At 59.5% G+C, this 23,660-nt stretch carries 21 protein-coding genes and 3 tRNA genes; 21 read left to right on the forward strand and 3 right to left on the reverse strand.

Annotation, left to right across the window (positions count from 1 at the left end; translation table 11 throughout):
- The first annotated feature begins 219 nt into the window (after window positions 1-219).
- The 4 genes from carA to LOY35_RS03875 all read left to right on the forward strand — a co-directional run bounded on the left by carA (window position 220) and on the right by LOY35_RS03875 (window position 5,595).
- Entirely contained in the window at window positions 220-1,356 is a 1,137-nt protein-coding gene (gene carA, locus LOY35_RS03860) for a glutamine-hydrolyzing carbamoyl-phosphate synthase small subunit (RefSeq protein WP_258630806.1), read from the forward strand.
- A 105-nt stretch (window positions 1,357-1,461) separates the two neighbouring features.
- Window positions 1,462-4,683, forward strand: a complete 3,222-nt coding sequence (gene carB, locus LOY35_RS03865) for a carbamoyl-phosphate synthase large subunit (RefSeq protein WP_041024999.1) — start codon at window positions 1,462-1,464, stop codon at window positions 4,681-4,683.
- A gap of 2 nt (window positions 4,684-4,685) precedes the next feature.
- On the forward strand, window positions 4,686-5,162 hold the full coding sequence (gene greA, locus LOY35_RS03870) for a transcription elongation factor GreA (RefSeq protein ID WP_024779954.1): 477 nt from the start codon (window positions 4,686-4,688) through the stop codon (window positions 5,160-5,162).
- 28 nt (window positions 5,163-5,190) lie between these two features.
- Window positions 5,191-5,595: an MFS transporter gene (locus LOY35_RS03875; protein ID WP_258630809.1), complete on the forward strand. Its 405-nt coding sequence runs from the start codon at window positions 5,191-5,193 to the stop codon at window positions 5,593-5,595.
- Between the two features lie 10 nt (window positions 5,596-5,605).
- On the opposite strand, the gene LOY35_RS03880 is transcribed toward LOY35_RS03875, so the two are convergent.
- Entirely contained in the window at window positions 5,606-5,914 is a 309-nt protein-coding gene (locus tag LOY35_RS03880; protein ID WP_024779952.1) for a YhbY family RNA-binding protein, read from the reverse strand.
- A gap of 104 nt (window positions 5,915-6,018) precedes the next feature.
- Here LOY35_RS03880 and rlmE point away from each other — a divergent pair, with 104 nt between their 5' ends.
- The 16 genes from rlmE to LOY35_RS03960 all read left to right on the forward strand — a co-directional run bounded on the left by rlmE (window position 6,019) and on the right by LOY35_RS03960 (window position 21,539).
- Entirely contained in the window at window positions 6,019-6,669 is a 651-nt protein-coding gene (rlmE, locus tag LOY35_RS03885) for a 23S rRNA (uridine(2552)-2'-O)-methyltransferase RlmE (protein ID WP_258630811.1), read from the forward strand.
- A gap of 190 nt (window positions 6,670-6,859) precedes the next feature.
- A complete protein-coding gene (gene ftsH / locus LOY35_RS03890; RefSeq protein WP_258630813.1) occupies window positions 6,860-8,770 on the forward strand; it encodes an ATP-dependent zinc metalloprotease FtsH in 1,911 nt (636 codons plus the stop codon).
- An 8-nt stretch (window positions 8,771-8,778) separates the two neighbouring features.
- Window positions 8,779-9,630 (forward strand): dihydropteroate synthase, encoded by an 852-nt coding sequence (gene folP / locus LOY35_RS03895; protein ID WP_258630814.1) that lies wholly within the window; start codon window positions 8,779-8,781, stop codon window positions 9,628-9,630.
- Window positions 9,631-9,646: 16 nt separating this feature from the next.
- Window positions 9,647-10,984 (forward strand): phosphoglucosamine mutase, encoded by a 1,338-nt coding sequence (gene glmM / locus LOY35_RS03900; protein ID WP_258630816.1) that lies wholly within the window; start codon window positions 9,647-9,649, stop codon window positions 10,982-10,984.
- 66 nt (window positions 10,985-11,050) lie between these two features.
- Window positions 11,051-11,806 (forward strand): triose-phosphate isomerase, encoded by a 756-nt coding sequence (gene tpiA, locus LOY35_RS03905; protein ID WP_258630817.1) that lies wholly within the window; start codon window positions 11,051-11,053, stop codon window positions 11,804-11,806.
- A 4-nt stretch (window positions 11,807-11,810) separates the two neighbouring features.
- A complete protein-coding gene (gene secG, locus LOY35_RS03910) occupies window positions 11,811-12,194 on the forward strand; it encodes a preprotein translocase subunit SecG (RefSeq protein WP_258633471.1) in 384 nt (127 codons plus the stop codon).
- Window positions 12,195-12,215: 21 nt separating this feature from the next.
- Window positions 12,216-12,301 (forward strand) — tRNA-Leu (locus tag LOY35_RS03915).
- 99 nt (window positions 12,302-12,400) lie between these two features.
- Window positions 12,401-12,477: transfer RNA gene (locus LOY35_RS03920), tRNA-Met, on the forward strand.
- Between the two features lie 139 nt (window positions 12,478-12,616).
- On the forward strand, window positions 12,617-13,075 hold the full coding sequence (gene rimP, locus LOY35_RS03925; protein WP_258630818.1) for a ribosome maturation factor RimP: 459 nt from the start codon (window positions 12,617-12,619) through the stop codon (window positions 13,073-13,075).
- Window positions 13,076-13,134: 59 nt separating this feature from the next.
- Complete coding sequence (gene nusA / locus LOY35_RS03930) at window positions 13,135-14,616, forward strand: transcription termination factor NusA (RefSeq protein ID WP_024779944.1); 1,482 nt, start codon at window positions 13,135-13,137, stop codon at window positions 14,614-14,616.
- 27 nt (window positions 14,617-14,643) lie between these two features.
- Window positions 14,644-17,172, forward strand: a complete 2,529-nt coding sequence (gene infB, locus LOY35_RS03935) for a translation initiation factor IF-2 (protein WP_258630819.1) — start codon at window positions 14,644-14,646, stop codon at window positions 17,170-17,172.
- A 159-nt stretch (window positions 17,173-17,331) separates the two neighbouring features.
- A complete protein-coding gene (rbfA, locus tag LOY35_RS03940; protein ID WP_041024990.1) occupies window positions 17,332-17,727 on the forward strand; it encodes a 30S ribosome-binding factor RbfA in 396 nt (131 codons plus the stop codon).
- Between the two features lie 3 nt (window positions 17,728-17,730).
- Entirely contained in the window at window positions 17,731-18,648 is a 918-nt protein-coding gene (gene truB, locus LOY35_RS03945) for a tRNA pseudouridine(55) synthase TruB (protein WP_258630820.1), read from the forward strand.
- Between the two features lie 142 nt (window positions 18,649-18,790).
- Window positions 18,791-19,060, forward strand: a complete 270-nt coding sequence (rpsO, locus tag LOY35_RS03950) for a 30S ribosomal protein S15 (protein ID WP_002555121.1) — start codon at window positions 18,791-18,793, stop codon at window positions 19,058-19,060.
- Between the two features lie 175 nt (window positions 19,061-19,235).
- Window positions 19,236-21,341, forward strand: coding sequence for a polyribonucleotide nucleotidyltransferase (pnp, locus tag LOY35_RS03955; protein ID WP_258630822.1), 2,106 nt, complete (start codon window positions 19,236-19,238; stop codon window positions 21,339-21,341).
- A gap of 125 nt (window positions 21,342-21,466) precedes the next feature.
- Window positions 21,467-21,539: transfer RNA gene (locus LOY35_RS03960), tRNA-Thr, on the forward strand.
- 15 nt (window positions 21,540-21,554) lie between these two features.
- On the opposite strand, the gene LOY35_RS03965 is transcribed toward LOY35_RS03960, so the two are convergent.
- Window positions 21,555-22,100, reverse strand: a complete 546-nt coding sequence (locus tag LOY35_RS03965) for a hypothetical protein (protein ID WP_258630823.1) — start codon at window positions 22,098-22,100, stop codon at window positions 21,555-21,557.
- Between the two features lie 297 nt (window positions 22,101-22,397).
- On the opposite strand from LOY35_RS03965, the gene LOY35_RS03970 reads away from it, so the two are divergent.
- The gene (locus LOY35_RS03970) at window positions 22,398-22,703 is read left to right on the forward strand and encodes a DUF6388 family protein (RefSeq protein WP_258630825.1); all 306 of its coding nucleotides are present in this window, start codon (window positions 22,398-22,400) and stop codon (window positions 22,701-22,703) included.
- Between the two features lie 72 nt (window positions 22,704-22,775).
- On the opposite strand, the gene nadC is transcribed toward LOY35_RS03970, so the two are convergent.
- Window positions 22,776-23,624 (reverse strand): carboxylating nicotinate-nucleotide diphosphorylase, encoded by an 849-nt coding sequence (nadC, locus tag LOY35_RS03975; protein ID WP_258630826.1) that lies wholly within the window; start codon window positions 23,622-23,624, stop codon window positions 22,776-22,778.
- Window positions 23,625-23,660: the final 36 nt, after the last annotated feature.

Below are 23,660 nucleotides of genomic sequence, written 5' to 3' on the forward strand. Positions count from 1 at the left end.
GTTTTGCACCGCTTCGCGACGCCCTGTCGCATTCCCCTGTCTTTAAGGCTCATTAGCGGTGGACCAAAAAAGCCTTTTTCTGTAAGCTACAGCTTTAGTGTGTCCACTAAAAGCGCGCAGAATAATTCAGTGAAAAAAGCGGGGTGACGTGTCCATACGTCACTCCGCTTTTTTACAACCTGCGATCGCCCTTTCAGGCTTTATTTACGGGAGGTCTTCTTGACTAAGCCAGCCATACTCGCCCTTGCTGATGGCAGCATTTTTCGCGGCGAAGCCATTGGAGCCGACGGTCAGACCGTTGGTGAGGTGGTGTTTAACACCGCAATGACCGGCTATCAGGAAATTCTTACCGATCCTTCCTACGCCCAGCAAATCGTTACCCTGACTTATCCGCACATCGGCAACACCGGCACTACGCCGGAAGATGCCGAGTCCGACCGCGTCTGGGCTGCCGGCCTGGTCATCCGCGACCTGCCGCTGGTTGCGAGCAACTGGCGTAACACGATGTCCCTGTCCGATTACCTGAAAGCCAACAACGTCGTGGCGATCGCTGGTATCGACACCCGTCGCCTGACCCGTATCCTGCGGGAGAAGGGTGCGCAGAACGGCTGCATCATGGCCGGCGACAATATCTCCGAAGCAGCCGCCATCGCCGCCGCCCAGGGTTTCCCGGGTCTCAAGGGCATGGACCTGGCGAAAGTCGTCAGCACCCAGAAGCAGTACGAGTGGCGTTCCTCGGTCTGGAACCTGAAGACCGACAGCCACCCAACGATCGAAGCGTCCGAGCTGCCGTATCACGTGGTTGCCTACGACTACGGCGTCAAGGTGAACATCCTGCGCATGCTGGTCGAGCGCGGTTGCCGCGTGACCGTGGTGCCAGCGCAAACCCCTGCGGCTGACGTGCTGGCCCTCAACCCCGATGGCGTGTTCCTGTCCAACGGCCCGGGTGACCCTGAGCCTTGCGACTACGCGATCCAGGCGATCAAGGATGTGCTGGAAACCGAGATCCCGGTGTTCGGCATCTGCCTCGGTCACCAACTGCTGGCTCTGGCGTCGGGCGCCAAGACCCTGAAAATGGGGCATGGTCATCACGGTGCCAACCACCCGGTCCAGGACCTGGACACCGGTGTAGTGATGATTACCAGTCAGAACCACGGCTTCGCAGTGGATGAAGCGACCCTGCCGGCCAACGTGCGCGCGATCCATAAGTCGCTGTTCGACGGTACGCTGCAAGGCATCGAGCGCACCGACAAGAGCGCGTTCAGCTTCCAGGGCCACCCTGAAGCGAGCCCGGGCCCGAACGATGTGGCGCCGCTGTTCGATCGCTTCATCAATGAGATGGCCAAGCGACGCTGACCGCGTGAAGCCCGAGGGCGGCCCCGAGTGCGGCGGCCCCCGCGGGCGCTTCAAAGATTGTTCGACGGCCTAGCCGACTGACCTGCGGATTTGAGTGACAAACCCATGCCAAAACGTACAGACATAAAAAGCATCCTGATTCTCGGCGCTGGCCCGATCGTGATCGGCCAGGCCTGCGAATTCGACTACTCCGGCGCCCAGGCCTGCAAGGCCCTGCGCGAAGAGGGTTATCGCGTCATCCTGGTGAACTCCAACCCGGCCACCATCATGACCGACCCGGCCATGGCCGACGCCACCTACATCGAGCCGATCAAGTGGCAGACCGTTGCCAAGATCATCGAGAAAGAGCGCCCCGATGCGCTGTTGCCGACCATGGGCGGCCAGACGGCGCTGAACTGCGCCCTGGACCTGGAGCGCGAAGGCGTCCTGGAAAAATTCGGTGTGGAAATGATCGGCGCCAACGCCGACACCATCGACAAGGCCGAAGATCGTTCGCGCTTTGACAAGGCGATGAAAGCCATCGGCCTGGAATGCCCACGCTCGGGCATCGCCCACAGCATGGAAGAGGCCAACGCGGTTCTCGAGAAGCTCGGCTTCCCGTGCATCATCCGTCCGTCCTTCACCATGGGCGGTACCGGTGGTGGCATCGCCTACAACCGCGAAGAGTTCGAAGAAATCTGCGCCCGTGGCCTGGACCTGTCGCCGACCAAGGAACTGCTGATCGACGAATCCCTGATCGGCTGGAAAGAATACGAAATGGAAGTTGTCCGCGACAAAAAGGACAACTGCATCATCGTCTGCTCCATCGAAAACTTCGACCCGATGGGTGTACACACCGGTGACTCGATCACTGTCGCACCGGCTCAGACCCTGACCGACAAGGAATACCAGATCCTGCGTAACGCCTCCCTGGCGGTATTGCGTGAGATCGGCGTGGAAACCGGCGGCTCCAACGTCCAGTTCGGCATCTGCCCGGATACTGGCCGCATGGTGGTCATCGAGATGAACCCGCGGGTTTCCCGTTCGTCGGCCCTGGCTTCGAAAGCCACCGGTTTCCCGATTGCCAAGGTCGCCGCCAAGCTGGCCGTGGGTTATACCCTGGACGAGCTGTCGAACGACATCACCGGTGGCAAGACCCCGGCGTCCTTCGAGCCGTCCATCGACTACGTCGTCACCAAGCTGCCACGCTTTGCCTTCGAAAAATTCGCCAAGGCCGACGCCCGCCTGACCACCCAGATGAAGTCGGTCGGTGAAGTCATGGCCATCGGCCGGACCTTCCAGGAGTCTCTGCAGAAAGCCCTTCGCGGTCTGGAAGTGGGTGTCTGCGGCCTCGATCCGAAGCTGGACCTGAGCAACCCGGAAAGCATGAGCGAGCTCAAGCGCGAGCTGACCGTACCGGGCGCCGAGCGCATCTGGTACGTGGCCGATGCCTTCCGTGCCGGCATGACCGTGGAGCAGATCTTCGGCATGAACATGATCGACCCTTGGTTCCTGGTGCAGATCGAAGATCTGATCAAGGAAGAGGAGAAGGTCAAGACCCTGGGCATGTCCAGCATCGACCGCGACATGATGTTCCGCCTCAAGCGCAAGGGCTTCTCGGACCAGCGCCTGGCCAAATTGCTGGGTGTGACCGAGAAGAGCCTGCGCGCTCATCGCCACAAGCTGGAAGTGTTCCCGGTCTACAAGCGCGTCGACACCTGCGCGGCCGAGTTCGCCACCGACACTGCCTACCTGTACTCCACGTACGAAGAAGAGTGCGAAGCCGCGCCATCGACGCGCGACAAGATCATGATCCTGGGCGGCGGTCCCAACCGCATCGGCCAGGGCATCGAGTTCGACTACTGCTGCGTACACGCCGCACTGGCCCTGCGCGACGACGGGTACGAGACCATCATGGTCAACTGCAACCCGGAAACCGTGTCCACCGACTATGACACCTCCGATCGTCTGTACTTCGAACCAGTGACGCTGGAAGACGTGCTGGAAATCGTTCGTGTCGAGAAGCCGAAAGGCGTGATCGTCCAGTACGGCGGCCAGACTCCGTTGAAACTGGCGCGTGCCCTGGAAGCCGCTGGCGTACCGATCATCGGTACCAGCCCGGACGCCATCGACCGCGCCGAAGACCGTGAGCGCTTCCAGCAGATGGTCGAGCGCCTGAACCTGCGTCAGCCGCCAAACGCCACTGTGCGCAGCGAAGACGAAGCGATTCGTGCCGCCGCCAAGATCGGTTATCCGTTGGTGGTGCGTCCGTCCTATGTACTGGGCGGCCGCGCAATGGAAATCGTCTACCAGGAAGAAGAACTCAAGCGCTACCTGCGTGAAGCGGTCCAGGTGTCCAACGACAGCCCGGTGCTGCTGGACCACTTCCTCAACTGCGCCATCGAGATGGACGTGGATGCGGTCTGCGACGGCAAGGACGTGGTGATCGGCGCGATCATGCAGCACATCGAGCAGGCCGGTGTTCACTCCGGTGACTCCGCATGCTCGCTGCCACCTTACTCGCTGCCGGCGCACATCCAGGACGAGATGCGCGAGCAGGTCAAGAAAATGGCCCTGGAACTGGGTGTGGTCGGCCTGATGAACGTGCAGTTGGCGCTTCAGGGCGAAGACATCTACGTCATCGAAGTGAACCCGCGCGCTTCCCGGACCGTGCCGTTCGTCTCCAAGTGCATCGGTGTTTCCCTGGCAATGATCGCTGCCCGCGTGATGGCCGGTAAGACCCTGGCGGAACTGAACTTCACCAAGGAGATCATTCCGAACTTCTACAGCGTGAAAGAAGCCGTGTTCCCATTCGCCAAGTTCCCTGGCGTCGATCCGATCCTCGGCCCGGAGATGAAGTCCACCGGTGAAGTGATGGGCGTTGGCGACACCTTTGGCGAAGCTTTCGCCAAGGCCCAGATGGGCGCCAGCGAAGTCCTGCCGACTGGCGGCACGGCGTTCATCAGCGTGCGTGATGACGACAAGCCACTGGTTGCAGGCGTGGCCCGTGATCTGATCAACTTGGGTTTCGAAGTGGTCGCCACTGCCGGTACCGCCAGGCTGATCGAGGCGGCGGGCCTGAAAGTGCGCCGCGTGAACAAGGTGACTGAAGGGCGTCCGCATGTGGTCGACATGATCAAGAATGACGAAGTCACGCTGATCATCAACACCACTGAAGGCCGTCAGTCGATCGCCGACTCCTACTCCATTCGTCGCAATGCGCTGCAGCACAAGATCTACTGCACCACCACCATTGCTGCGGGCGAAGCGATCTGCGAAGCGCTCAAGTTCGGTCCCGAGAAGACCGTCCGTCGCTTGCAGGATCTACATGCAGGATTGAAGGCATGAGCATAACCAAGTACCCGATGACTGTTCAGGGCGCGAAGGCCCTGGAAGAAGAGCACGCTTTCCTGACCAAGGTCGAGCGCCCGCGCTTGAGCCAGGCCATTGGTGAAGCGCGTGAGCTGGGCGATCTCAAGGAAAACGCCGAATACCATGCCGCTCGTGAAGAGCAGGGCATGGTCGAGGCGCGGGTGCGTGACATTGAAGGTCGCATGCAGAACGCAGTGATCATTGACGTCACCACCATCCCCCACACCGGCAAGGTGATCTTCGGCACCACCGTGGAAATCGCCAACGTCGAGACAGATGAAAGCGTCACTTACCAGATCGTGGGTGAGGATGAAGCTGACATCAAGCTGGGCAAGATTTCCGTCGGTTCACCGATCGCTCGTGCCTTGATTGCCAAGGAAGAGGGCGATGTGGTGGCAGTGAAGACGCCCGGTGGCGTCATCGAGTATGAGATTGTCGAAGTCCGCCACGTCTGAACGAAGGCGCCCGCTGCGTGCGGGCGCCATGCTCTGGCAGCTTGCCCAGATGCTGTGGGTCGGCGGCCTTTGGCTGCTGCACATCGGTCTGCTGCCGGTGCTGGGCCGAATCGGCCTGGCACCGCTGCTGATCGACGAAATTGTGGGCATGCTGACGGCGCTGATGATGGCGTTTTCAGCGGTCTGTGTGACATTCCAGGTTTTGGTGCTGGTTCAGGCCGAGGGCCGTGCCAGCCTATGGCGCGACATTCGTGGGCAATTGCTGCTGATGTCGTTGTATGCCTGCGGAATGTTTCTGGCGGTGAGTCTCGGCTGGCCGGACGCAAGCCAATGGCGGGTGTTCAGCTACGTGGTGCTGGGGCTTTCCGGGTTGGTGCTGGTGTTGCAGCCGGTGCCTGGATGGAGTGGCGGGGCGCGCGAAGCGCACCCCTGACCCTTTGGCATTATTTGAAGCGGTGAACGTTCGACAGCTGCTTGTTGACGCTGAAGTTCTTGCGATAAAGCAATGCCATCTTACCGATGACCTGTACCAGGTCCGCCTTGCCGGTCTTGCACAGTTCTGCGATGGCAGCCAGGCGGGCTTCGCGGTCGAGGATGTTGAGCTTGATCTTGATCAGCTCGTGATCGCTCAATGCGCGCTCCAGCTCGGCCAGTACACCTTCAGTCAAGCCGTTGTCCGCCACAATCAGAACCGGTTTCAGGTGGTGGCCAATGGATTTGTATTGTTTCTTCTGCTCTTGAGTGAGCGGCATAATCTGACCCCTGCGTCTGATCTTGTAAAAAGCGGCGGCCAGTTTACCCGAGCGAGTCCGGGACCGCCCACTTAATCACGACCCGTTTTATGTAGAGGTGGCCTGTGGCCCGTTCCAAGACTAGCCTGAACTGGCTCAAAGAGCATTTCAACGATCCATACGTCAAGATGGCGCAGAAGGACGGCTATCGTTCTCGTGCCAGCTATAAATTGCTCGAGATCCAGGAAAAGGATCGTTTGATCCGTCCCGGCATGACCGTAATCGACCTCGGCGCCGCGCCGGGCGGGTGGTCCCAGGTGACCAGTCGTCTGATCGGTGGTCAAGGACGATTGATCGCTTCCGACATCCTGGAAATGGACAGCATCCCCGATGTGACCTTCATCCAGGGTGATTTCACGGAAGACGCCGTCCTGGCAAATATCCTGGAGGCTGTCGGAAATACACAGGTTGACCTTGTGATTTCCGATATGGCCCCCAATATGAGTGGATTAGCGGCTGTCGACATGCCTCGTGCGATGTTTCTCAGCGAGCTGGCCCTGGATCTTGCCGGGCGGGTTCTGCGTCCGGGCGGTGATTTTCTGATCAAGGTCTTCCAGGGGGAGGGCTTCGACGAATACCACAAGGGCATCCGCAAACTGTTCGACAAGGTGCAGATGCGCAAGCCATTGTCGTCCCGTGACCGCTCCCGCGAACAGTATCTGTTGGCGCGAGGTTTTCGCGGAGGAGAAGGTTCGGGCAGTGATGAGCGTCTTTGAAAGACGCCGATAGTTTTTTTTGTTTCGCCTTGCAAACGCCGTATACCGAAAATGATGCGGCAGGTTTCACAAAGGGTTACAGACGGCGCCTGCCAGAGTCGTAGGTAATGTAGTAAGTTAGGCCGGTGAATATCATGCGAAGCTCGCACCGATAGCGGAGCCAGCTTCAGAGGGTAGTTAATTGAACGATATGGCAAAGAATCTGATCCTGTGGTTGATCATCGCCGCTGTCCTTGTGACCGTGATGAACAACTTCTCCAGCCCTAACGAGCCGCAGACCCTCAACTATTCCGACTTCATTCAGCAGGTCAAGGATGGCAAGGTCGAGCGCGTTGCCGTCGATGGCTATGTCATCACCGGCAAGCGTACCGATGGCGACAACTTCAAGACCATTCGTCCGGCCATCCAGGACAATGGTCTGATCGGCGACCTGGTGGATAACCATGTCGTGGTCGAAGGCAAGCAGCCTGAGCAACAAAGTATCTGGACCCAGCTCCTCGTGGCCAGCTTCCCGATCCTGGTGATCATCGCGGTGTTCATGTTCTTCATGCGCCAGATGCAGGGTGGTGCCGGCGGCAAGGGCGGCCCGATGAGTTTCGGCAAGAGCAAGGCTAGGCTGCTTTCCGAAGACCAGGTGAAGACCACCCTGGCCGACGTCGCAGGTTGCGACGAAGCCAAGGAAGAAGTGGGCGAGCTGGTCGAATTCCTGCGCGATCCGGGTAAATTCCAGCGCCTGGGCGGTCGTATCCCCCGCGGTGTGCTGATGGTCGGCCCACCGGGTACCGGTAAGACCCTGCTGGCCAAGGCCATTGCCGGCGAAGCGAAGGTACCGTTCTTCACTATTTCCGGTTCTGACTTCGTTGAAATGTTCGTGGGCGTAGGCGCCAGCCGTGTTCGCGACATGTTCGAGCAGGCCAAGAAACACGCGCCCTGCATCATCTTCATCGACGAAATCGACGCTGTCGGTCGCCACCGTGGCGCCGGCATGGGCGGCGGTCATGACGAGCGTGAGCAGACCCTCAACCAGTTGCTGGTGGAGATGGATGGTTTCGAAATGAATGACGGCATCATCGTCATTGCTGCCACCAACCGTCCAGACGTGCTCGACCCTGCACTGCTGCGTCCGGGCCGCTTCGACCGTCAGGTCGTGGTGGGGCTGCCGGATATCCGCGGTCGTGAGCAGATCCTCAAGGTCCACATGCGTAAAGTGCCGATGGGTGACGATGTCGCGCCAGCGGTCATCGCTCGCGGCACACCGGGTTTCTCCGGTGCCGACCTGGCGAACCTGGTCAACGAAGCGTCGCTGTTCGCCGCTCGCGCTGGTAAGCGCGTCGTGGAGATGAAAGAGTTCGAACTGGCCAAAGACAAGATCATGATGGGCGCCGAGCGCAAATCCATGGTCATGTCGGAGAAGGAAAAGCAGAACACGGCTTACCACGAGGCGGGTCACGCCATCGTCGGGCGCGTCGTGCCGGAGCATGATCCGGTCTACAAGGTGTCGATCATTCCCCGCGGTCGTGCGCTGGGTGTGACCATGTTCCTGCCGGAAGAAGATCGCTACAGCCTGTCCAAGCGGGCGCTGATCAGCCAGATCTGTTCGCTCTACGGTGGTCGTATCGCCGAAGAAATGACGTTGGGCTTCGACGGTGTCACCACCGGTGCGTCGAACGACATCATGCGCGCCAGCCAGATTGCACGGAACATGGTGACCAAGTGGGGTCTTTCCGAGAAGCTCGGTCCGTTGATGTATGCCGAAGAAGAAGGCGAAGTGTTCCTCGGCCGTGGCGGCGGCGGCCAGCATGCAAGTTTCTCCGGTGAGACGGCCAAGCTGATCGACTCCGAAGTGCGCAGCATCATCGACCAGTGCTACGGCACCGCGAAGCAGATCCTCACGGACAACCGTGACAAGCTCGATGCCATGGCGGATGCCCTGATGAAGTACGAAACCATCGATGCCGAACAGATCGATGACATCATGTCGGGTCGGCCGCCCCGTGAGCCACGGGATTGGACCGGTGGTACGGGGACTCCTGGTACGCCTCCGGCGGTGCAGGGCGAGCGCCCGGAAACACCGATCGGCGGTCCCGCTGCTGATGTCTAAGGCTTGAAATGACTTCTGTTCTGTCCTCGACCCGGTTGCCTTGCGGCAACCGGGTTCTTGATTTGGCCCATGTGCATGTCATGGGCATTCTCAATGTCACTCCCGATTCCTTTTCCGACGGCGGCCGGTATGGTCAGCTCGATGCTGCTCTGCGGCATGCAGAGGCCATGGTGGCAGCCGGTGCGACGCTGATCGATGTCGGCGGCGAGTCGACCCGGCCGGGTGCGCGGGCTGTCTCGCCTGTCGAGGAGCTGGAAAGAGTGGCGCCGGTGGTCGAGCGTATACACCGCGAACTGGATGTCATAATCTCGGTCGATACGTCTACGCCGGCGGTCATACGTGAGACGGCTCGCCTGGGAGCGGGCTTGATCAACGATGTCCGCTCCCTGCAGCGCGATGGAGCCCTGGATGCCGCGGCGGCGACCGGGTTGCCGGTGTGTCTGATGCACATGCTCGGCGAGCCGGGCACCATGCAGAACGACCCTCACTATGACGATGTAACCAGGGAGGTCGGCGAGTTCCTGGCCGAGCGCATGAATCAGTGCGCGCTGGCGGGCATTCCCGCCGAACGGGTGGTGCTGGATCCCGGTTTCGGCTTTGCCAAGACCCTGGACCACAATCTGAGCCTGTTCAAGCATATGGATGCCTTGCACGCCCTGGGTCGACCGCTGTTGGTCGGGGTGTCGCGAAAAAGCATGATAGGCAATGCCTTGGGGCGTCCGGTGGGCGAGCGGCTGTTTGGTGGTCTCGCTCTTGCGGCCCTGGCTATTACAAAAGGTGCGCGCATATTGCGGGTGCATGATGTGGCCGAAACGATGGATGTGGTGCGGATGATCGCAGCGGTAGATTCAGCCGAATAAGAATGACGGAGCACTTATGAGCAAGAAATACTTTGGCACCGACGGTATCCGTGGTCGGGTCGGCGAATACCCTATTACCCCTGATTTCATGCTCAAGCTCGGTTGGGCTGCCGGCATGGCGTTCCGCAAGATGGGCGCCTGCAAGGTGTTGGTCGGCAAGGACACGCGAATTTCCGGCTATATGTTCGAGTCGGCTCTCGAAGCCGGCCTGACCTCGGCGGGCGCCGATGTGATGTTGCTGGGGCCGATGCCGACACCAGCCATTGCCTACCTGACGCGTACGTTCCATGCACAGGCGGGTATCGTGATCAGTGCCTCTCATAACCCTCATGACGACAACGGCATCAAGTTTTTCTCCGGCAAGGGCACCAAGTTGCCAGACGAAGTCGAGCTGATGATCGAAGAGCTGCTGGATACACCGATGACGGTGGTTGAGTCGAGCAAGATCGGCAAAGTATCGCGGATCAATGATGCCTCGGGTCGCTATATCGAGTTCTGCAAAGGCAGCGTGCCGACCGGTACCAGTTTCACGGGGTTGAAGATCGTCGTCGATTGCGCCCACGGTGCGACCTATAAAGTCGCTCCGAGTGTATTTCGCGAGTTGGGCGCTGAGGTGGTTGTGCTGTCCGCCCAGCCTAACGGGTTGAACATCAACCACAACTGTGGTTCCACCCATACCGACGCGTTGCAGGCAGCGGTCCTGGCCGAACAGGCCGATCTCGGGATCGCCTTCGATGGCGACGGTGATCGGGTCTTGATGGTGGATCACACCGGGACTGTCGTCGATGGCGATGAGCTGCTGTTCATCATCGCACGGGATCTGCACGAACGCGGCAAGCTCCAGGGCGGGGTGGTCGGCACGCTGATGAGCAACCTCGGGCTCGAGTTGGCGCTAGCGGACCTGGATATCCCATTCGTGCGGGCTAACGTGGGTGATCGTTATGTCATCTCGGAGCTGCTGGAGCGCAACTGGGTCATCGGAGGCGAGAACTCCGGTCATATCGTGTGCTTCGATCACACCACCACCGGTGATGCAATTATTGCTGCTCTGCAGGTATTGATGGCGCTCAAGGCCCGCAACGAGAGCCTCGCACTGTCGCGCCAGTCGTTGCGTAAATGTCCGCAGGTGTTGATCAATGTGCGTTTCGGTGGCGGGGCGAACCCCATCGAGCATGCGACGGTCCAGCAGGCCAGCGAGCGCGTGACCCAGGCGATGGCGGGGCGTGGGCGCGTGCTGTTGCGCAAGTCCGGTACCGAGCCCCTGGTGCGTGTCATGGTCGAAGGCGAGGACGAAGCACAGGTTCGCGGTTATGCCGAAGAACTGGCGAAGCTTGTAACTGAAGTTTCTGCCTGAATTCGGCTTGCCAGTCATGAAACGGTTGGGTAACATCTGCGCCCACTTTGACCGACGAGGTACAGCATGCGTCGCCCTATGGTAGCTGGTAACTGGAAGATGCACGGTACCCGCGCCAGCGTCGCTGAGCTGATCAATGGCCTTCGTCATCTGGCCTTGCCAAGCGGTGTTGATGTCGCGGTATTCCCGCCTTGCCTGTATATCAATCAAGTGGTTGATGGCTTGAAGGGCAAGTCGATTTCGATCGGCGCGCAGAATTCTGCGGTGGAATCCATGCAAGGTGCGCTGACAGGTGAAATTGCGCCAAGTCAGCTGGTGGATGCAGGGTGTTCCCTGGTTCTTGTCGGGCACTCCGAGCGCCGCATGATCATGGGTGAGCAGGACAAGGCCCTGATTCGCAAGTTTGCAGCGGCTCAGGCCTGCGGTCTGATTCCGGTGTTGTGCGTAGGGGAGACCCTCGAGCAGCGTGAAGCCGGCAAGACCCTTGAAGTTGTCGGGCGTCAGCTGGGCAGCATCATCGAAGACCTGGGTGTCGGTGCTTTTGCAAAGGCAGTCATAGCTTACGAGCCGGTCTGGGCCATTGGCACCGGGCTGACTGCTTCGCCGCAACAAGCGCAGGATGTGCACGCCGCCATCCGCGCCCAGTTGGCGGCAGAAAATTCTGAAGTGGCACGAGGTGTGCGGCTTCTATACGGCGGCAGCGTGAAGGCGGCCAATGCGGTCGAACTGTTCGGCATGCCGGATATCGATGGGGGGCTCATTGGTGGAGCGTCCCTGAATGCAGATGAGTTCGGTGCGATCTGTCGCGCCGCGGGAAACTGAAAAAATGCTGGAAACAGTCGTAGTCGTTTTTCATCTGCTGGGTGCATTGGGCGTAGTTGCTCTGGTATTGCTGCAGCAGGGTAAAGGTGCGGATGCTGGTGCGTCTTTCGGTGCAGGTGCTTCAAATACTGTGTTCGGAAGCCAAGGTTCCTCTACCTTTCTTAGTAAGTTTACTGCTATACTTGCCGCCGGTTTCTTCTTGACCAGCTTAGGGTTAGGTTACTTTGCTAAAGAGAAAGCTCATGAGCTGACTCAAGTAGGTTTGCCAAGCCCGGCGGTGTTGGAAGCGCCAAAGCAACAACCGGCTTCTGATGATGTTCCGGTGCTTCAAGAGCAAAAGTCGGCCAACCCGGCGACTGACGTGCCTCCAGCTCAAGAGCAGAAGTAAGAAGGTTTCAAACGCTGTATTGCCGAGGTGGTGGAATTGGTAGACACGCAACCTTGAGGTGGTTGTGCCCATAGGGTGTAGGGGTTCGAGTCCCCTTCTCGGTACCAATTGAATCAGGAAAGCCCGCAATAGCGGGCTTTCCTGTAGGTGGAAGGGTTACATTGACCCTGTAAGGGATCGGTCGTATACTTCCGCCCCAGCTTTGTCGCGGGATGGAGCAGCCTGGTAGCTCGTCGGGCTCATAACCCGAAGGTCGTCGGTTCAAATCCGGCTCCCGCAACCAGTTTCAGGGCCCCTTCCAAGGGGCTTTTTGTTAGCTGGACACTTTATAACGCCGCTGTTCGACGGCGTTTCAGGGATGGGCGATTCGCCCATTTTTTTTTATTTGCACAGCATGCACAAACATGCACGAGGGGGTTCAGGTGTCGAGCAAGCTAGAACAGTTGCAGGCCTTGTTGGCCCCGGTGGTCGTGGCCCTTGGCTATGAATGCTGGGGTATTGAGTTTTCGGCTCAAGGTCGCCACTCACTGTTGCGCGTTTATATCGATAAGGAAGGCGGCGTGTTGGTGGATGATTGCGCCATCGTCAGCCGTCAGATCAGCGGTGTGCTGGATGTTGAAGATCCAATCAGCTCCGAATACACCCTTGAGGTTTCCTCGCCCGGCATGGAACGCCCTCTGTTCAGCCTTGAACAGTTCGCTTCGTTTGCCGGTGAACAAGTGAAGATCAAGCTGCGCTCGCCCTTTGAGGGTCGACGCAACTTTCAAGGCCTTCTGCGCGGTGTAGAAGAGCAGGACGTCGTGGTGCAGGTAGATGACCATGAGTTCCTGTTGCCGATCGATATGATCGACAAGGCCAACATTATTCCCAGTTTTGACTGATACGTGCCAGATACTGCGGATCCCGCGGATCCAATGGCTTGCGAAAGGCGAGGCGTACGATGAGCAAAGAAGTACTGCTGGTTGTTGAGTCGGTATCCAATGAAAAGGGCGTACCGGCTAACGTTATTTTTGAAGCGCTGGAGCTGGCTCTGGCCACTGCTACCAAGAAGCGGTTTGAAGACGAAGTTGATTTGCGTGTGGAGATCAATCGCCACACCGGTTCCTATGAAACTTTCCGTCGCTGGACGGTGGTCGAGGAAGCCGACCTGGATGATCCGGCTATCGAAACCTGGCCGAGCAAGGTTGCAGAAACGCATCCTGGCGCCAAGGTCGGTGATGTAGTCGAAGAGAAGATCGAGTCCATCGAGTTTGGTCGCATCGCTGCACAGACTGCCAAGCAGGTCATTGTGCAGAAGGTTCGCGAAGCCGAGCGCGCGCAAGTGGTTGACGCTTATCGCGAGAAACTGGGCGAGATCATCTCCGGTACCGTGAAGAAGGTCACCCGCGACAACGTGATCGTCGACCTGGGCAACAACGCCGAGGCGCTGTTGGCACGTGAAGACATCATCTCTCGCGAAACTTTCCGGGTAGGCGTGCGACTGCGTGCGCTGCTCAAGGAAATCCGCACCGAGAACCGCGGCCCGCAGCTGATTCTGTCGCGTACCGCGCCGGAAATGCTGATTGAGCTGTTCCGCATCGAAGTACCGGAAATCGCCGAAGGCCTGATCGAAGTCATGGCTGCCTCCCGTGATCCGGGATCGCGTGCCAAGATCGCGGTCCGCTCCAAGGACAAGCGCATCGACCCGCAAGGTGCCTGTATCGGCATGCGCGGTTCACGTGTCCAGGCTGTATCCGGCGAACTGGGCGGTGAGCGCGTGGACATCGTTCTCTGGGACGATAACCCGGCTCAGTTCGTGATCAACGCCATGTCGCCAGCAGAAGTGGCGGCCATTATCGTTGACGAAGATGCCCATGCCATGGACATCGCCGTTGGCGCAGACAATCTGGCTCAGGCCATCGGTCGCGGTGGTCAGAACGTGCGTCTGGCGAGCCAGTTGACTGGCTGGACCCTGAACGTGATGACCGAATCGGACATCCAGGCCAAGCAGCAAGCTGAAACCGGTGACATTCTGCGCAACTTTATCGAAGAGCTCGAAGTCGATGAGGAACTGGCGCAGGTACTGGTGGATGAGGGCTTTACCAGCCTGGAAGAGATTGCCTACGTGCCGGTGGAGGAAATGCTCAACATCGACGGCTTTGACGAAGACATCGTCAACGAGCTTCGTGCTCGGGCCAAGGATCGTTTGTTGACCAAAGCCATCGCTACTGAGGAAAAGCTGGCAGACGCCCATCCGGCCGAAGACCTGCTCTCGCTTGAGGGCATGGACAAGGATTTGGCGATGGAACTGGCGGTGCGCGGCGTAATTACCCGCGAAGACCTGGCCGAGCAGTCTATTGACGATCTGCTCGACATCGACGGCATTGACGATGATCGTGCCGGCAAGTTGATCATGGCCGCCCGAGCCCACTGGTTCGAGTAATTAGGCGCGGCCTGAGGAGAGAAGTGCATGACGCAAGTCACGGTGAAACAACTGGCCGATGAGGTCAAAACACCGGTAGAGCGCCTGTTGCAGCAGATGCGTGAGGCAGGTCTGCCGCACACCGCCGCCGAGGAACATGTGACCGACAGTGAGAAGCAGTCCCTGCTGACCCACTTGAAGAGCAGTCACAAGGCGAAAGTGGAAGAACCGCGCAAGATCACTCTGCAGCGTAAAACCACCAGCACCCTGCGTGTTGCCGGTAGCAAAAGCATCAGCGTGGAAGTACGCAAGAAGAAAGTTTTCGTGCAGCGCAGCCCGGAAGAAATCGAAGCCGAGCGCAAACGCGAGCTGGATGAACGTCGCGCAGTAGAAAATGCCGCGCGCCAGAAGGCTGAAGAAGAAGCCAAGCGCCGCGCCGAAGAAGAAGCGCGTCGTCAGCCTGCATCAACCGCTGCGCAATCCGCTCCGTCGGAAGCCGTCGCGGCGCCTGCCCAGGTGGCTGAGCCCGTACGTGAAAGCGCTCCGGTCCTGGAGGCAGCTCCTGCCCCTGCGGCTGACACTCGCAAGCGCGACGAGCCGCGTCGTCCGGACAAACCACGTGCCGACGAAAGCCGTCGTGGCGGTGGCGATGGCGAGCGCAAGAACGCTCCGCATCGTGCTTCGGTCAAGGAAAAGGCGCCGGCGCCACGCGTTGCTCCACGCACTACCGACGAAGAAAGCGATGGCTTCCGTCGTGGCGGTCGCGGCAAGGCCAAGCTGAAGAAACGCAACGCCCACGGTTTCCAGAGCCCGACCGGCCCTGTCGTGCGTGAAGTGAAGATCGGCGAGACCATCACTGTGGGCGATCTGGCCCAGCAGATGTCGGTCAAGGCTGCCGAAATCATCAAGTTCATGTTCAAGCTGGGTACGCCGGCCACCATCAACCAGGTACTGGATCAGGAAACTGCCCAACTGGTTGCCGAAGAACTGGGCCACAAAGTGACCCTGATCAGCGACACCGCCCTGGAAGATTCCCTGGCCGAGTCCCTGAAGTTCGAAGGTGAAGCGGTTCCTCGTGCGCCGGTCGTGACCGTCATGGGCCACGTCGACCACGGTAAGACCTCGCTGCTCGACTACATCCGTCGTGCCAAGGTAGCTGCTGGCGAAGCCGGCGGTATCACCCAGCACATCGGTGCGTACCACGTTGAAACCGATCGTGGCATGGTCACCTTCCTCGATACCCCGGGTCACGCCGCGTTTACCGCCATGCGTGCCCGTGGTGCCAAGGCGACCGACATCGTGATCCTGGTGGTCGCGGCCGACGACGGCGTGATGCCACAGACCATCGAAGCCGTTCAGCATGCCCAGGCAGCTGGCGTGCCGCTGGTGGTTGCGGTGAACAAGATCGACAAGCCGGGCGCCGATCTCGATCGCATCCGCAGCGAGCTGTCGGTTCACGGCGTGACCTCGGAAGAATGGGGTGGCGACACGCCATTCGTTCCGGTTTCGGCGAAGATGGGTACCGGCGTCGACGAACTGCTCGAAGCGGTATTGCTGCAGGCCGAAGTGCTCGAACTGACCGCCACTCCATCGGCCCCTGGTCGTGGTGTCGTGGTTGAATCGCGTCTGGACAAGGGCCGCGGTCCGGTGGCCACGGTCCTGGTTCAGGACGGTACGTTGCGTCAGGGCGACATGGTACTGGTCGGTTCGAACTATGGCCGCGTTCGCGCCATGCTCGACGAGAACGGCAAGCCGATCAAGGAAGCCGGTCCGGCTATCCCGGTCGAGATCCTCGGCCTGGACGGTACGCCGGACGCTGGTGACGAGATGAGCGTTGTGGCTGACGAGAAGAAAGCCCGTGAAGTGGCTCTGTTCCGTCAAGGTAAGTTCCGCGAAGTCAAACTGGCTCGCGCTCACGCCGGCAAGCTGGAAAACATCTTCGAGAACATGGGCCAGGAAGAGAAGAAGACGCTCAACATCGTCCTCAAATCCGACGTCCGTGGTTCGCTGGAAGCCTTGCAGGGCGCTCTGAACGGCCTGGGCAACGACGAGGTGCAAGTGCGCGTGGTCGGCGGCGGTGTCGGTGGTATCACCGAAAGCGACGCTAACCTGGCACTGGCTTCCAACGCGGTACTGTTCGGCTTCAACGTGCGTGCCGATGCCGGTGCTCGCAAGATCGTCGAGCAGGAAGGTCTGGATATGCGTTACTACAACGTGATCTACGACATCATCGAAGACGTCAAGAAAGCCCTGACCGGTATGTTGGGCAGCGACGTGCGAGAGAACATCCTGGGCGTGGCCGAAGTTCGCGACGTGTTCCGCTCGCCGAAATTCGGTGCAATCGCCGGCTGCATGGTGATCGAAGGTGTCGTTCACCGTAACCGTCCGATCCGTGTACTGCGTGAAGACATCGTGATCTTCGAAGGCGAGCTGGAATCCCTGCGTCGCTTCAAGGATGACGCTTCCGAAGTACGTGCCGGCATGGAATGCGGTATTGGCGTCAAGAGCTACAACGACGTCAAGGTCGGCGACAAGATCGAAGTCTTCGAGAAGGTCCAGGTTGCTCGCAGCCTCTGACTCGCGCACTTCAAGAGCCGCATCGAGTAGCCGCATGAACATGCGCTGCTTCGCTGGCGGACTCTAAACGCAACGCCCGGTCTGGCTTTTGTCAGGCCGGGCGTTTGCCGCTTTCAGACCTCACGGGTTTCACCGTGGGGCAGTAACAGGTAGCAAGACATGGCAAAAGAATATAGCCGTACCCAACGAATCGGCGATCAGATGCAGCGCGAGCTGGCCCAGCTGATCCGTCGCGAAGTCAAAGACCCGCGTGTCGGCCTGGTCACCATTACCGCTGTGGAAGTCAGCCGTGACGTCGGTCATGCAAAGATTTTCATCACGGTGATGGGCCAGGACGGCGCCGATGACGTCGCCCAGAGCATCAAGGTGCTCAACTCGGCCGCCGGTTTCCTGCGCATGCAGTTGGCCAGGGAAATGAAGCTGCGCAGTGTTCCACAGCTGCATTTCCATTACGACGAAAGCGTCGCCCGGGGCGCGCATCTGTCAGCGTTGATCGAGCGTGCCGTGGCTGAAGACAGTCAGCACGCGGCTGAACCCGAAGACACCAAGGAGTAACCGGTGGCTCAGGTCAAACGTATCCGTCGTAACGTCAGCGGCATCATCCTGCTCGACAAGCCGTTGGGGTTCACCTCCAACGCCGCCTTGCAGAAGGTTCGCTGGCTGCTCAATGCCGAGAAAGCCGGGCATACCGGCAGCCTCGATCCGCTGGCCACCGGTGTGCTGCCGCTGTGCTTCGGCGAGGCGACCAAGTTCTCACAATATCTGCTCGATTCCGACAAGGGTTATGAAACCCTGGCGCAACTGGGCAAGACCACTACCACGGCGGATGCCGAAGGTGAGGTTCTGCGCGAGCGCCCGGTGACCGTTGGTCAGGCTGATATCGAAGCGGTGCTGCCCGGATTCCGTGGGAAAATCAGTCAGATACCGCCGATGTACTCCGCCCTGAAGCGTGATGGGCAACCTTTGTACAAACTGGCCCGTGCAGGCGAAGTAGTGGAGCGTGAACCACGTTCTGTTACTATTGCGCGCTTGGAATTGCTGGCCTTTGCCGGTAATACTGCGCGGCTAGCCGTGGATTGCAGCAAAGGCACTTATATCCGGACCCTGGTGGAGGATATTGGTGAGCAGCTCGGCTGTGGTGCGTACGTGGCGGAGTTGCGCCGGACCCAGGCCGGCCCCTTCACGCTGGCCCAGACGGTCACGCTGGAGGAGCTCGAGGCGGTACATGCCGAAGGCGGCAACGAAGCGGTCGACCGCTTCCTGATGCCATCGGACAGTGGGCTGCTGGACTGGCCGCTGTTGCAGTTCTCGGAACACAGCGCATTCTACTGGCTCAACGGCCAGCCGGTGCGCGCCCCGGATGCGCCGAAGTTCGGCATGGTCCGGGTACAGGATCACAACGGTCGCTTCATCGGTATCGGTGAAGTGAGCGAAGACGGGCGCATTGCGCCGCGTCGATTGATTCGGTCGGAATGACCGGAACCCGCCAGTGTAACAGCAGGCGGGCGAGTGTGGCTGTTAACAGGCACGGTCACTACTCATTTATAGATACAGGGATCTGTCCCTGGCCTGTTGGTACGGTTTCCCCGGAAACGGTACCTCACAAGAGGAAAGCCACATGGCACTCAGCGTTGAAGAAAAAGCTCAGATCGTGACCGACTACCAGCAAGCTGTTGGTGATACTGGTTCGCCAGAAGTGCAAGTTGCACTGCTGACCGCCAACATCAACAAACTGCAAGGTCACTTCAAGGCCAACGGTAAAGACCACCACTCCCGTCGTGGTCTGATCCGCATGGTAAACCAGCGTCGTAAGCTGCTGGATTACCTCAAGGGTAAGGACGTAAGTCGTTACAGCGCCTTGATCGGTCGCCTGGGTCTGCGTCGCTAATAAGCGATTGCGCTATGAGGTTGGTGGTCTGTCGGTTGCCTGCGCTTTGCGTCGGCAACCGGCAGGCTCCCAGCCTCAAGTTTTATCTGGACAGTCGTTGGGCCGATTCCCCGCACTGCCCAAGAATTTCGCAAGAAGACAAGTTCCCCAAGAGCCACAAAGAAGGTAGGACACCGTGAACCCGGTAATCAAAAAATTCCAGTTCGGTCAGTCGACCGTTACCCTCGAGACTGGCCGTATCGCCCGTCAGGCCTCCGGCGCAGTGCTGGTCACCGTTGACGACGACGTCAGCGTATTGGTGACCGTAGTGGGTGCCAAGCAAGCCGATCCAGGCAAGGGCTTCTTCCCTCTGTCTGTTCACTACCAGGAAAAGACTTACGCCGCCGGTAAGATTCCTGGCGGTTTCTTCAAGCGCGAAGGCCGTCCTTCCGAGAAAGAAACTCTGACTTCCCGACTGATCGACCGTCCGATCCGTCCGCTGTTCCCAGAAGGCTTCATGAACGAAGTGCAGGTTGTCTGCACCGTCGTCTCCACCAGCAAGAAGACCGATCCGGACATCGCTGCGATGATCGGTACCTCGGCTGCGCTGGCCATCTCCGGCATTCCTTTCGATGGCCCGATCGGCGCTGCCCGCGTTGCGTTCCATGAAAGCACCGGCTACCTGCTGAACCCGACCTACGAGCAATTGAAAGCCTCGAGCCTGGACATGGTCGTTGCCGGTACTTCCGAAGCCGTGCTGATGGTTGAGTCCGAAGCCAAGGAACTGACCGAAGACCAGATGCTGGGCGCCGTGCTGTTCGCCCATGACGAGTTCCAGGTGGTGATCAACGCCGTCAAGGAACTGGCTGCCGAAGCCGCCAAGCCAACCTGGACCTGGGCTCCGCAAGCCGAAGCCACCGAGCTGCTGGGCGCGATCCGTGCCGAGTTCGGCGAAGCGATTTCCCAGGCCTACACCATCACCGTCAAGGCCGACCGTTATGCACGCCTGGGCGAGTTGAAGGATCAGATCGTTGCCAAGCTGTCCGGCGAAGAAGGCCAGCCATCGGCTGCCGACGTCAAGGCTGCTTTCGGTGAAATCGAATACCGGACCGTTCGCGAGAACATCGTCAACGGCAAGCCACGTATCGACGGTCGTGACACCCGCACCGTACGTCCGCTGAACATCGAAGTCGGCGTGCTGCCAAAGACCCACGGTTCGGCGCTGTTCACCCGTGGCGAAACCCAGGCCCTGGTCGTTGCCACACTGGGCACCGCCCGTGACGCGCAACTGCTGGACACCCTGGAAGGCGAAAAGAAAGACCCGTTCATGCTGCACTACAACTTCCCTCCGTTCTCGGTGGGTGAGTGCGGCCGTATGGGTGGCGCCGGTCGCCGCGAAATCGGCCACGGCCGCCTGGCCCGTCGTTCCGTCCAGGCCATGCTGCCGGACGCCGCCGTGTTCCCGTACACCATCCGCGTGGTATCGGAAATCACCGAGTCCAACGGTTCGAGCTCCATGGCTTCGGTCTGCGGCGCTTCCCTGGCGTTGATGGACGCTGGCGTGCCGATGAAGGCACCGGTTGCCGGTATCGCCATGGGCCTGGTGAAGGAAGGCGAGAAATTCGCCGTCCTGACCGACATCCTGGGTGACGAAGACCACCTGGGCGACATGGACTTCAAAGTGGCCGGTACCGCCAAGGGCGTAACCGCACTGCAGATGGACATCAAGATCAAGGGCATTACCGAAGAGATCATGGAAATCGCCCTGGGCCAGGCCCTGGAAGCGCGCCTGAACATCCTCGGCCAGATGAACCAGGTGATCGGTCAGTCCCGCACCGAGCTGTCGGAAAACGCTCCGACCATGATCGCGATGAAGATCGACACCGACAAGATCCGTGACGTCATCGGTAAAGGCGGCGCGACCATCCGTGCGATCTGCGAAGAAACCAAGGCTTCGATCGACATCGAAGACGACGGTTCGATCAAGATCTTCGGCGAAACCAAGGAAGCGGCAGAAGCAGCACGCCAGCGCGTCCTGGGCATCACCGCCGAAGCCGAGATCGGCAAGATCTACGTCGGCAAGGTCGAGCGCATCGTCGACTTCGGCGCCTTCGTCAACATCCTGCCGGGCAAGGACGGTCTGGTTCACATCTCCATGCTGAGCGATGCTCGCGTCGAGAAGGTGACCGACATCCTGAAAGAAGGCCAGGAAGTGGAAGTGCTGGTACTGGACGTGGACAACCGCGGCCGTATCAAACTGTCCATCAAGGACGTGGCGGCGGCCAAGGCATCGGGCGTTTAATCACCCCTTCGCCGGACCGCTGAACAGCAAAACGCCCCGACTGGTTCGGGGCGTTTTGCTGTGTGTGGAAAATCCCTGCGGCACAGGTTGCCTGGCCACGGGACTGGATGCTAGGTTAGCTCACCGCCCGTGTAGCTCAGTCGGTAGAGCAGCGCACTCGTAACGCGAAGGTCGCAGGTTCGATTCCTGTCTCGGGCAAGATCTCCTCTCTCCTTACTTCACCTTCCTGCTCAACTCCTCAACCATGCGCTTGAGCTGATCCATCTCGCGATCCTGATCGCTGATCTTTCCTTTCAACGTCGATATTTCGCTGCTGCTCGAACCCGAGCTGGAACCGCTATTACGCTTGAGCTCTTCCACTTGCTTGCCAAGGTCGTTCAGGTCGCGTTCCTGTTCCTTGACGGTGCGTTTGAGCTCTTCAATTTCCCGGCTGCTGGAATTGGAACTGGAACCGCCGTTGCGTTTGAGCTCTTCGATCTGGCGGGCCTGCTCGGCGAGGGTGCGCTTTTGGCTTTCCAGCTCAGTGGCGTTGGCCTTGGCGGTTTGCCGCGTGTCCTTCAAGTTATCGATGCTGATACCGGTTTTGTAGAAAACGTCGTTGCCAAAGGAGCTGCGAAGGGCCGAAATCTCATCGGATGGCTCTGGAAAACTGGACGAGATTTCAACAGCCGCTTGCGCGGCGCTGGTCAATGTCAGGCTGCCGAGCAGTAGGGTCGCGGTAACAAGCCGAATAGACGGTAACGTTGGAAAGCTGCGCATCACAGAATCCTTATGAGGTGCCGATGTGGCACATCGCTATGACTGGGGGTTCTGATATATGTTCCTTGGCCTCCTGCTGACAGGGGACGAGATTTTTGTGGGACAGATGTAAAGAGCCGTGTAAATCATCAACAAAACATCCTATATTCGTTGCCTGCATGAGCATTGCCCAGCAGTTTTCAAATGATCCACGAATGGTTCCAAGGACCAGGTAAACCGCGCTGCCAGCGGTTCTGTGTCAGAGAGATCCTTGATGATCCAGTCCCATCTTCCATTCCTTCGATCAGCGAGAACGACATGACGGCTAAAGAACTGACCCAAGAAGCCAGACACGAAGAAGCGCTGCGCAAATACGCCCTGGACACGCCTCAGCTACTGGAAGAAATCAGGAACCTGAGCGCCGACGAGCAGAAAGACCAGATCCAGTGGGCCTTCGAAGACGAGGCCGAAGCCCAGGGGCTGCAGCCTTGGGAGTTGACGCTCAAATACACCAGCACCCCTGAAGAGTTCGAGGCGCAGCGTCTGGCCTTGCACAAGGAGGCTGCCGAGGTGCTGGGAGTGGATTGGGATGAGTACTGCGAGATGAATAATCTGGTGGTTTAACGGCCGCTTCGAGCCTCAAGCTGCAAGCTCCAAGACAAGCTCGAATCGCTTGCAGCTTGCAGCTTGCAGCTCTCAAAGACTGAGCCGCATCGACAGATCCACCGCCTTCACATCCTTGGTCATCGCTCCGATCGAGATGTAGTCCACCCCGGTCTCGGCAATCGGCCGCAAGGTGCTTTCGTTGATCCCGCCGCTGGCCTCCAGCTTCGCCTTGCCGCCATTCAGGCGCACGGCCTCACGCATGTCATCCAGGCTCAGTTCGTCGAGCATGATGATGTCGGCATTGGCCGCCAGGGCTTCTTTCAATTCCGCCAGGCTTTCCACTTCGACTTCCACCGGTTTGCCCGGCGCGATCTTGTGGGCGGCCGCGATCGCCTGGGCGATCCCGCCACAGGCGGCGATGTGGTTTTCCTTGATCAGGAAGGCATCGTACAGACCGATGCGGTGGTTATGGCAGCCGCCGCAGGTCACGGCGTACTTCTGCGCCAGGCGCAGCCCGGGCAGGGTCTTGCGGGTATCCAGCAGCTTGACCTGGGTGTCGGCGACGAAGTCGGCCAGGTAGCGGGCGCGGGTGGCGACGCCCGAGAGCATCTGCAGGAAGTTCAGCGCGCTGCGCTCGCCGGTGAGCAAGGAGCGGGCCGGGCCTTCGAGGTGGAACAGCGCCTGGTCGGGGCTCGCTCGGTCGCCGTCGCGCACTTGCCAATGCACCGCGACACGCGGGTCCAATTGCCGGAACACGGCGTCGACCCAGGCCGTGCCGCTGATGATCGCGGCTTCGCGGGTAATGATGGTGGCCTTGGCCAGGCGTTCGGCGGGGATCAGCTGCGCGGTGATGTCGCCGCTGCCGATGTCTTCGAGCAATGCGCGGCGCACGTTGGCTTCGATTTCGGCGGTCAGGTCGGCGAGACGTAGGTTCGGCATAACGGGCTCCACAGGCAAAGTGCGCCGATTATAGGG

Origin of the sequence: Pseudomonas sp. B21-028 (genome assembly GCF_024749045.1) — a bacterium.
GTDB lineage: Bacteria > Pseudomonadota > Gammaproteobacteria > Pseudomonadales > Pseudomonadaceae > Aquipseudomonas.